Origin of the sequence: uncultured Microbacterium sp., from assembly GCF_913776565.1 — a bacterium.
Taxonomy (GTDB): Bacteria; Actinomycetota; Actinomycetes; order Actinomycetales; family Microbacteriaceae; genus Microbacterium.
This window is the reverse complement of record NZ_CAJYPF010000220.1, coordinates 1-9,327: the sequence shown is the minus strand read 5'-3', so window position 1 is coordinate 9,327 and position 9,327 is coordinate 1. Positions and strand designations below refer to the sequence as shown.

Genomic DNA, 9,327 nt, shown 5'->3' with positions numbered 1-9,327 from the left:
ACCCGACTGACCGGAAGCCGATGACCCCCAGCGATCGCCGAATCCTCCTCGTCGTCCACGCGCGCCGTGACGACACCGTCCACGCCGCCGAACGCATCCTCACGGCGGTGCGTGCGGCCGGTGCGACACCGGTCGTCTCGGCCGAGGACCGGCCCGAGCTGGCCGAGCGTCTCTCGCTCGACGGGGTCGCGACGCTCGGTGCGGACGTGTCGATCGAGGACGTCGAACTGGCGATCGTGCTCGGCGGCGACGGGACCATCCTGCGCGCCGCAGAGGTCGTGCGGGGCGGGACCGCGCCGATCCTCGGCATCAACATGGGCCACGTCGGATTCCTCGCCGAGATCGAGCGCGACGACATGGACGACGCCGTCCGTCGCGTGATCGCCCGCGACTACACGGTCGAAGAGCGTCTGGCGCTGGCCGTTCGCGTCCTGGACGCCGACGACTCGGTCATCTTCGAGACGTGGGCGTTGAACGAGGCGACGGTCGAGAAGGCCAGCCGCGAGCGCATGCTCGAGGTGGTGATGGAGGTCGACGGGCGCCCGCTGTCGTCGTTCGGATGCGACGGCGTCGTCGTGGCATCCCCCACGGGATCGACGGCCTACAACTTCTCGGCCGGGGGACCGGTCATCTGGCCGACCGTCGAGGCCATCGCCGTCGTCCCGCTGTCGGCGCACGCCCTGTTCGCCCGTCCGCTCGTGGTCAGCCCCGACGCCACCGTCGCGGTCGAGGTGCTCGAGCGCACCAGCGGCAGCGGCATCCTGTGGTGCGACGGTCGGCGCTCCCACGAACTGCCGCCCGGAGCCCGTGTCGTCGTGCGGCGGTCGTCCCGGCCCGTTCGGCTGGCGCGGCTGCACCCCGCGGCGTTCACCGACCGGCTGGTGCGCAAGTTCCGCCTGCCCGTCGCGGGCTGGCGCGGCGCGGCGGGAGGCGTCTCGTGATCGAAGAGATGCGGCTGAGGGACCTCGGCGTGATCGCCGATGCGACCCTGCCCATCGGTCGCGGCTTCACCGCTATCACCGGTGAGACCGGTGCGGGCAAGACCATGGTCGTCACCGGCCTGGGCCTGCTGCTGGGCCAGCGCGCGGACTCCGGAGCAGTGCGCAAGGGTGCCGCCCAGGCTGCGGTCGAGGGCGTGTGGCTCGTCCCCGAGGACGGGCCCGTGGCCGCGCGGGTGCGCGAGGCCGGCGGCGACGTCGAGCCGGTCGGCCAGGGCGCCGCCGAACTCTACCTGGGGCGCACCGTGTCGAGCGAGGGGCGCGGGCGCGCGACCGTGGGCGGGCGGACGGCTCCGGCCGGTGTGCTGGCCGATCTGGCCGACGACCTCGTCGTCGTGCACGGGCAATCCGACCAGCTGCGACTGCGCTCGGCCGGCGCGCAGCGCGACGCTCTCGATCGGTTCGGCGGCGAACCCGTCTCGACGGCCCGCGCGGCCTACCGCGCTGCGTGGGACGCCTGGCGGACCCTGGACGCCGAGCTGACGGCACTCACGGGCGATCGCGACGAGCGCGCGCGCGAGGCGGAGCAGCTGCGCGCCGCGATCGCCGAGATCGAGGCGGCCGCCCCGCTCGCGGGAGAAGAAGACGAACTCGCCCGGCGCGCCGAGCGCCTCGCCAATGCCGAGGACCTGCGGGTCGCGGCGGTGACGGCGCACGCCGCACTGTCGGACGACGACGGCGGCCCCGATGTCGTCACGCTCCTGGCCGAGGCTCGCCGTGCGCTCGAACGGATCTCGGCGAGCGACACCGCCCTCGCCGCGATCGGCGAGCTCGTGGCCGACCTGGGCTATCGGGCGACCGATGCGTCGGTGGCGCTCTCGGGCTATCTGGCCGATCTCGACGAATCCGGTCCCCACGAGCTGGCCGCCGTCGACGAGCGGCGCGGCGTGCTGGCGGGGTTGGCCCGCACCCACGGATCGGTGGATGCCGCGATCGCTCTGCTCGAGACGGGGTCCGCCCGACTGCTCGAACTCGACGACGACGGCGACCGCATCGAGCGGTTGACCACCGAGCGCGATGCCGCCGCCGAGGCGCTCGACACGGCCGCGGAGGCGCTCACCGCCGCGCGACGCGACGCCGCGGAACGCCTGGGCGCGGCCGTGACCGAGGAGCTCCACGCCCTCGCTCTGCCCGACGCGCGTCTGGTCGTCGAGGTGTCACCGGCCGTCCCCGCCGGACACGGGCGCGACGAGGTGTCGATCCTGCTCGCGCCGCACCCGGGGGCGGACCCCCGCCCCGTGTCGAGGGGAGCCTCGGGCGGGGAGTTGAGCAGGGTGATGCTGGCGATCGAAGTGGTCATCGCCGCGGTCGACCCCGTGCCGACGTTCGTCTTCGACGAAGTGGATGCCGGGATCGGCGGCGCCGCGGCGATCGAGGTGGGGCGCCGACTGGCTCGTCTCGCCGAGTCGTCCCAGGTGATCGCCGTCACCCACCTCGCCCAGGTCGCGGCCTTCGCCGGCAACCACCTCACCGTGGTCAAGGGCAACGACGGGGCGGTCACGGCATCCAGCGTCCGTCGCCTGGACGGAGCGGAACGCGAAGCCGAGATGGCTCGCCTGCTGTCGGGACTGAGCGACTCGGACGCGGCATTGACCCACGCCCGCGAGCTGCTCGAGACCGGCCGGACCCGCTGACCCGCGATCGACACGGGAACGTGACGCGGATGTCGGACGCCGATGCCAGACTCTGATCGAACCCTCGAACGCGACTGATAGGATCGAAGCCCGTGATGCAGACTTCGGACGCGGGACAATCAGACAGCACGACCTTCACGACGAAGCACATCTTCGTGACCGGAGGAGTCGTCTCCTCCCTGGGCAAAGGCCTGACGGCGGCAAGCCTCGGCAACCTCCTCACGGCCCGCGGACTGCGCGTGGTCATGCAGAAGCTCGATCCCTACCTCAACGTGGATCCGGGCACCATGAACCCCTTCCAGCACGGCGAGGTCTTCGTGACCGACGACGGCGCCGAGACCGACCTCGACATCGGGCACTACGAGCGCTTCCTCGACATCGAGCTGAGCCAGGCCGCCAACGTCACCACGGGCCAGATCTACTCGCAGGTCATCGCGCGCGAGCGCCGCGGCGAGTACCTCGGCGACACGGTGCAGGTGATCCCGCACATCACCGACGAGATCAAGCGGCGCATGCGCCTGCAGGCGAGCGAGAGCCCGCAGCCCGACGTCATCATCACCGAGATCGGCGGCACGGTCGGCGACATCGAGTCGCAGCCCTTCATCGAGTCGGCGCGTCAGATCCGCCACGAGCTCGGCCGCAAGAACGTCTTCTTCGTGCACGTGTCGCTCGTGCCCTTCATGGGCGCCTCGGGCGAGCAGAAGACCAAGCCCACCCAGCACTCCGTCGCGACGCTGCGCTCCATCGGCATCCAGCCCGACGCGCTCGTGCTGCGCAGCGACCGCCCCGTCACCGAGTCGAACAAGCGCAAGATCGCGCTCATGTGCGACGTCGACGAGGACGCCGTCGTCAACGCGATCGACGTGCCGAGCATCTACGACATCCCCACGATGCTGCACGACCAGGGCCTCGACGCCTACATCGTCGATGCGCTCGACATCGCCACGGCCGCGGACGTCGACTGGTCGCGCTGGAACCGCGTGCTGCAGGCGGTGCACAACCCGAAGCACGAGGTCACCATCGGGCTCGTCGGCAAGTACATCGATCTGCCCGACGCCTACCTCTCGGTCACCGAGGCCATCAAGGCGGGCGGTTTCGGTCAGGAGACGCACGTGAAGATCACGTGGATCCCCTCCGACCTGTGCGAGACGCCCGAGGGCGCCGCGAAGGCCCTCGGCGCCGTCGACGGCATCATCGTGCCCGGCGGCTTCGGCATCCGCGGCATCGAGGGCAAGCTCGGGGCGCTGCGCTTCGCCCGCGAGCAGGGCATCCCCACGCTCGGCATCTGCCTCGGCCTGCAGTGCATGGTCATCGAGTACGCGCGCACCGTCGCCGGCCTCGAGGGCGCGTCGTCGAGCGAGTTCGACCCCGACACCGCCCACCCCGTGGTGGCGACGATGGCCGAGCAGGTCGACATCCTCGAGAGCGGCGACCTGGGCGGCACGATGCGCCTGGGGCTGTACCCCGCCGCACTCGCCGAGGGGTCCCTGGCCGCCGAGGTCTACGGCGCCCGCAGTATCTCGGAGCGCCACCGTCACCGCTACGAGGTCAACAACGCCTACCGTCAGCAGCTGAGCGACGCGGGGCTGGTGTTCTCGGGTCTGAACCCGGACCTCGACCTCGTCGAGTTCGTGGAGCTCCCGCGCGACGTGCACCCGTACTACATCGCCACGCAGGCGCATCCCGAGCTGCGCTCGCGTCCCACCGAGCCGCACCCGCTGTTCCGCGGACTCGTCGCGGCGTCGCTGGAGCGCCACCGCTCCAGCGAGCTGTTCGACGTCGAGGAGGACTGACGTGTCGGAGCTGCGCGACCGGGACGTCGAGCTCGAGGTCGTCTCGAGCGAGATCGTCTACGAGGGCGCCGTCTGGGACGTGCGCTCCGACACCGTCCGCTACGGCGACGGCGAGATGACCCGGCAGTACGTCGAGCATCCCGGTGCCGCCGCGGTCGTGGCGATCGACGACCATCGCCGCGTCGTGCTCATCCAGCAGTATCGGCACCCCATTTCGCAGCGCGATTGGGAGATCCCGGCCGGTCTGCTCGACGTTGCGGGCGAGCCGCCGCTCGAGACCGCGAAGCGCGAGCTGAGCGAAGAGGTCGATCTGGCCGCCGAGCAGTGGCAGCACCTGGTGTCGATGCGCACGACCCCGGGCGGCAGCAACGAGGTCGTGCACGTCTTCCTCGCGCGGGGACTCAGCGCCGTCGAGAACGACTTCGAACGCGAGCACGAGGAGTCGGACATGCTCGTCCAGCGCGTCGAGCTCTCCGAGGTCGTGGACGCGGTGCTCGAGGGGCGGGTGCGAAACGGCATCCTGGCCGTCGGCGTGCTCGCCGCAGCCGAGGTGCTGCGGCGCGAGGCCGCCACGGCCTGACGTGGACCTCGGGCGCGCGGTCGAGACCTACCTGCGTCACGTCGCGCTCGAACGCGGGTTGTCGGAGCACACCGTCGCCGCCTACCGTCGCGATCTGGACGTGTACGTCACGTGGCTGCGGTCGCGGGGGATCGCCTCGATCGCCGAGGTGACTCCCGCGCTCGTCGCCGATTTCGCCGCCGAGCGCGCCTCGGCAGAGCCGCCGCCCGCGTCGTCATCGCTCGCGCGCCTGCAGTCGTCGGTGCGGGGGCTCCACCGGTTCCTCGTGCGCGAGGGGCGGGTCGAGGACGACCCGAGCGGACGTCTGCGGCCGCCCAAGGCCCCGCGCCGTTTGCCGAAGGCCCTGACCATCGGTCAGGTCGATGAGCTGCTGGATGCCGCGGGACCCGCCCCCGGGTCGGCGGACGCCTCGGCGGCCGAACCCGCGGCCGTCCGCGACCGTGCGCTGCTCGAGCTGCTCTACGCCACGGGCGCGCGCGTCTCGGAGATCGTCGAGCTCGACGTCGACGACACCGCGCCCGGCGATCTGCTGCGTGTGCGCGGCAAGGGTGACAAGGAGCGCATCGTCCCGGTCGGTTCGTACGCCCGGGCGGCGGTCGAGGCCTACCTCACGAGGGTGCGTCCGGCCCTCGCCGTGCGCGGACGGGCGACGCCGCGACTGTTCCTCGGGGTCCGCGGAGCGCCGTTGTCGCGACAGAGCGCATGGCTCGTCATCCAGGCGGCGGCAGAGCGGGCGGGGCTCACCGCTCACGTGTCTCCGCACACGCTCCGCCACTCGTTCGCGACCCACCTGCTGCAGGGCGGCGCCGACGTCCGCGTCGTCCAGGAGCTGCTCGGGCACGCGTCGGTGTCGACCACCCAGATCTACACGCACGTCTCGGTCGACGCGCTGCGCGACGTCTACGCGACCGCTCACCCGCGGGCGCGCTGAGACGCGGGGACACTGGCGCGGTCTGCTCGTCTCGGCCTGAGAAAATGAAGGCATGACCGCCACCCTCGTCGTCCAGAACCTCGCCGGGGGACACGGACACCGCACGCTCTTCACCGGCGTCGATCTGACCGTCGCTCCCGGCGATGTGATCGGCGTCGTCGGCGCGAACGGCGCCGGAAAGTCGACGCTGCTGCGTCTTCTCGCGGGCGTCGACGAGCCGCAGGAGGGCTCGATCGGCCTCGCCCCGGCCGACGCCTTCGTCGGATGGCTGCCGCAGGAGCACGAGCGGATCCCGGGCGAGACCGTGGCGCAGTACATCGCGCGCCGCACCGGCTGCGCCGAGGCGACGAGCGAGATGGATGCCACGGCCGCCGCCCTCGGCGACCCCGACGCCGTCGGCGCCGACGACGCGTACGCCACCGCCTTGGAGCGCTGGCTCGCCAGCGGGGCGGCCGACCTCGACGAGCGGATGCCGGCCGTGCTGGCCGACCTCGGACTCGACGTCGGTGTCGACGCGTTCATGACGGGGCTGTCGGGAGGACAGGCGGCGCGCGTGGGACTGGCCGCGCTGCTGTTGTCGCGCTTCGACATCGCCCTGCTCGACGAGCCGACCAACGATCTCGACCTGGACGGCCTCGAGCGTCTCGAGACGTTCGTGCGGGGCCTGCGGGGAGGGGTCGTCCTGGTCAGCCACGACCGCGAGTTCCTCGCCCGTTCGGTGACCCGCGTGCTCGAGCTCGATCTGGCGCAGAACTCCCACCGCGTCTACGGCGGCGGCTACGACGCCTATCTCGAGGAGCGGGCGACCCTGAGGCGTCAGGCGCGTGAGAAATACGAGGAGTACGCCGAGACGAAGGCCGATCTCGTCTCGCGCGCCCGGACGCAGCGCGAGTGGTCGAGCCAGGGCGTGCGCAACGCGATGAAGAAGTCGCCCGACAACGACAAGATCCGCCGCAAGGCCTCCATGGAGTCGAGCGAGAAGCAGGCGCAGAAGGTCCGGCAGATGGAGAGTCGCATCGCCCGGCTCGACGAGGTCGAGGAGCCGCGGAAGGAGTGGCAGCTCGAGTTCACCATCGGCTCGGCCCCGCGCTCGAGCTCGGTCGTGTCGACGCTGTCGGGTGCGGTGTTCCGGCAGGGGGAGTTCACGCTCGGACCGGTCTCGCTGCAGGTCAACGCCGCCGAACGCATCGGCATCACGGGGCCCAACGGTGCCGGGAAATCGACGCTGCTGCGCGGCATCCTGGGCAGACAAGCCCCCGACGAGGGATCGGCGAGCCTCGGCGCCAGCGTCGAGATCGGCGAGATCGATCAGGCCCGGTCCCTCATGGTCGGACCGCGCCCGCTGGCCGAGACGTTCGAGGGGTTCGTGCCCGAGATGAACGCCGGTGAGGTGCGGACGCTGCTGGCCAAGTTCGGGCTCAAGGCCGACCACGTCACGCGCCCCGTCGACGAGCTGTCGCCGGGTGAGCGCACGCGCGCCGGGCTCGCGCTGCTGCAGGCGCGTGGCGTCAACGTGCTCGTGCTGGACGAGCCGACCAACCACCTCGACCTGCCCGCGATCGAGCAGCTCGAGCACGCGCTGGCCACGTACACGGGGACGCTGCTGCTCGTGACGCACGATCGGCGGATGCTCGCCGCGGTCGAGACGGACCGCCGCTGGCACGTCGAGGGCGGTCGGGTCACCGAGCTCTGAGCCGCGTTGCGCCGCGCGCGGATCAGCGACCCTGGCGCTTCTTGTACGGCTTGGGCTGCCCCTTGACGATGGGGGCACGGCCCTTGCCCTTCGACGCCTTGGCCTTGCCGCCGCCCGTGGCCTTCTGCTTCGGAGCCGGGGGCGGGGCATCGGCGATGCGTCGGCGGGCCTCCTCGAGCAGCAGCGTCCCCGCGGGCAGCAGTCGCGTCGGCGGGGTCCGCTGCACCAGGGGCTGGCCGACCTCCTCCTCGAGCTTGTCGAGGGTCGTGTACAGGGAGGCGAGGGGGATGCCGAGCTTCTCGGCCGTGCGCGGGAAGTGCAGCTCCTCGGCGAGGGCGGCGAACCGGACGAGGTGCTCGAGCTTCATGGCATCCATTCTCCCGTGTCGACGCGTCTCGCGTGGAGCGTCCAGGACACGCCGCTGCGCGAAGGGCAGGCGCGGCATGTCCTGGACACTCGACGGAAGGAGGCGGCGGTCAGGCGGCGGTGGATGACAGGAAGCGGTCCGCCGTACGCAGCGACAGCGCCATGATCGTCAGCGCCGGGTTCGCGGCGATCGCCGAGGGGAAGACGGAGTTGTCGCAGATCCACAGGTTGGGGATCTCGTGCGAACGGCCGTCCGCATCGACCACGCCGTCGCCCGGGTCGCTCGACATGCGGCACGTGCCGATGGTGTGTGCCGTGCGGGCCAGCACCATCGTCTCGCGCGCCCCGGCGGCCTCCATCACGCGCAGCATGAACGCCGTCGCGTGCCGGTCGAGCGCCTTCTCGTTCTCGCCCGCGGTGAAGGACACCCGGGCGCGCGGGATGCCGAACTCGTCGACCTCGTCGGCCAACTCGAGACGGTTGTCGTCGTACGGCAGGCAATCGGCGTTGATGCCGATGCCGGCCATGAACCGGTACTGATCCAGCCGCTGCATGAGCTCCGGACCCCACAGGCCACCGCCGCGCACGAGGGTCGTCGACAGCGTCAGCGGCATCACTCCGAGGCTCTGCACGAGGTAGCCCCCGGCGAAGTCCGCATCGGCGGGACGCATCATGTCCTCGGAGATCAGCGACGACGGATAGCCGCGATGCCCGCGCACCGGCTCGTCGAAGCGGCCCCACACCTGGGTCGCCCCGTGCGCGAGGAAGTTCCGCCCCACCTGGCCGTTGGCATTGGCGAGTCCGGTGTGCAGCAGCAGACGCGGGGTCTCGACCCCGCCCCCCGCGAGCACGAGCGCACGGCAGCGCTGGCGTCGATCGACACCATCCTTGCGGTACACCACGGCCGCGACGTGTCCGCGCTCGTCGAGCTCGATGCCGTGCACCATCGACTCGCTGCGGATCTCGGCGCCAGCGCTGCCGTGCGCTCGTGCTCGCCGGCGGCGGCGTCGAGACCCCCCGCCTCCTCCTGCACACCGGACTCGCCAACGACAACGGCCAGGTGGGCCGCAACTTCCTCGCGCACGGCGCGACGCAGGTGTGGGGCCGGTTCGACGAGCCGGTGCGCGGACACCGCGGGTACCCCTCGTCGCTCATCAGCGAAGACATGATGCGCCCGGCCGACGCCGACTTCGCCGGCGGCTACCTTGTGCAGAGCCTCGGGGTCATGCCGCTGACGTTCTCGACCACTCTCGTGCGCGGCGGCGGCCTGTGGGGCCCCGAGCTCCTGCAGCGACTCGATCAGGCGCGGTTCATGGCCGGCATCGGCATCAA

The 9,327-nt window shown here is 71.6% G+C and carries 8 protein-coding genes and 1 pseudogene; 7 read left to right on the top strand and 2 right to left on the bottom strand.

Annotated elements, in window-relative coordinates; all coding sequences use genetic code 11:
• The first annotated feature begins 20 nt into the window (after nucleotides 1-20).
• The 6 genes from QZ433_RS12410 (at nucleotide 21) to QZ433_RS12385 (ending at nucleotide 7,629) form a co-directional block, all read left to right on the top strand.
• On the top strand, nucleotides 21-941 hold the full coding sequence (locus QZ433_RS12410; RefSeq protein ID WP_295783941.1) for an NAD kinase: 921 nt from the start codon (nucleotides 21-23) through the stop codon (nucleotides 939-941).
• Entirely contained in the window at nucleotides 938-2,632 is a 1,695-nt protein-coding gene (gene recN, locus QZ433_RS12405; protein WP_295783935.1) for a DNA repair protein RecN, read from the top strand. The genes QZ433_RS12410 and recN overlap by 4 nt, the downstream gene beginning before the upstream one ends.
• Nucleotides 2,633-2,727: 95 nt before the next feature.
• Complete coding sequence (locus QZ433_RS12400; protein WP_295783938.1) at nucleotides 2,728-4,425, top strand: CTP synthase; 1,698 nt, start codon at nucleotides 2,728-2,730, stop codon at nucleotides 4,423-4,425.
• 1 nt (nucleotide 4,426) lies between these two features.
• The gene (locus tag QZ433_RS12395; RefSeq protein WP_295783932.1) at nucleotides 4,427-5,005 is read left to right on the top strand and encodes an NUDIX hydrolase; all 579 of its coding nucleotides are present in this window, start codon (nucleotides 4,427-4,429) and stop codon (nucleotides 5,003-5,005) included.
• Nucleotide 5,006: 1 nt separating this feature from the next.
• Nucleotides 5,007-5,936, top strand: coding sequence for a site-specific tyrosine recombinase XerD (gene xerD, locus QZ433_RS12390; protein WP_295783929.1), 930 nt, complete (start codon nucleotides 5,007-5,009; stop codon nucleotides 5,934-5,936).
• Nucleotides 5,937-5,988: 52 nt separating this feature from the next.
• Nucleotides 5,989-7,629, top strand: a complete 1,641-nt coding sequence (locus tag QZ433_RS12385) for an ABC-F family ATP-binding cassette domain-containing protein (protein ID WP_295783926.1) — start codon at nucleotides 5,989-5,991, stop codon at nucleotides 7,627-7,629.
• Between the two features lie 22 nt (nucleotides 7,630-7,651).
• Here QZ433_RS12385 and QZ433_RS12380 read toward each other — a convergent pair whose 3' ends face one another.
• Nucleotides 7,652-7,996 (bottom strand): LysR family transcriptional regulator, encoded by a 345-nt coding sequence (locus tag QZ433_RS12380; protein WP_295783924.1) that lies wholly within the window; start codon nucleotides 7,994-7,996, stop codon nucleotides 7,652-7,654.
• A gap of 109 nt (nucleotides 7,997-8,105) precedes the next feature.
• A complete protein-coding gene (locus tag QZ433_RS12375) occupies nucleotides 8,106-8,942 on the bottom strand; it encodes a GMC family oxidoreductase (RefSeq protein WP_295783922.1) in 837 nt (278 codons plus the stop codon).
• 41 nt (nucleotides 8,943-8,983) lie between these two features.
• Between QZ433_RS12375 and QZ433_RS12370 the strand changes: the two are divergent.
• Nucleotides 8,984-9,327, top strand: a pseudogene (locus QZ433_RS12370) (GMC family oxidoreductase); the annotation flags it as partial.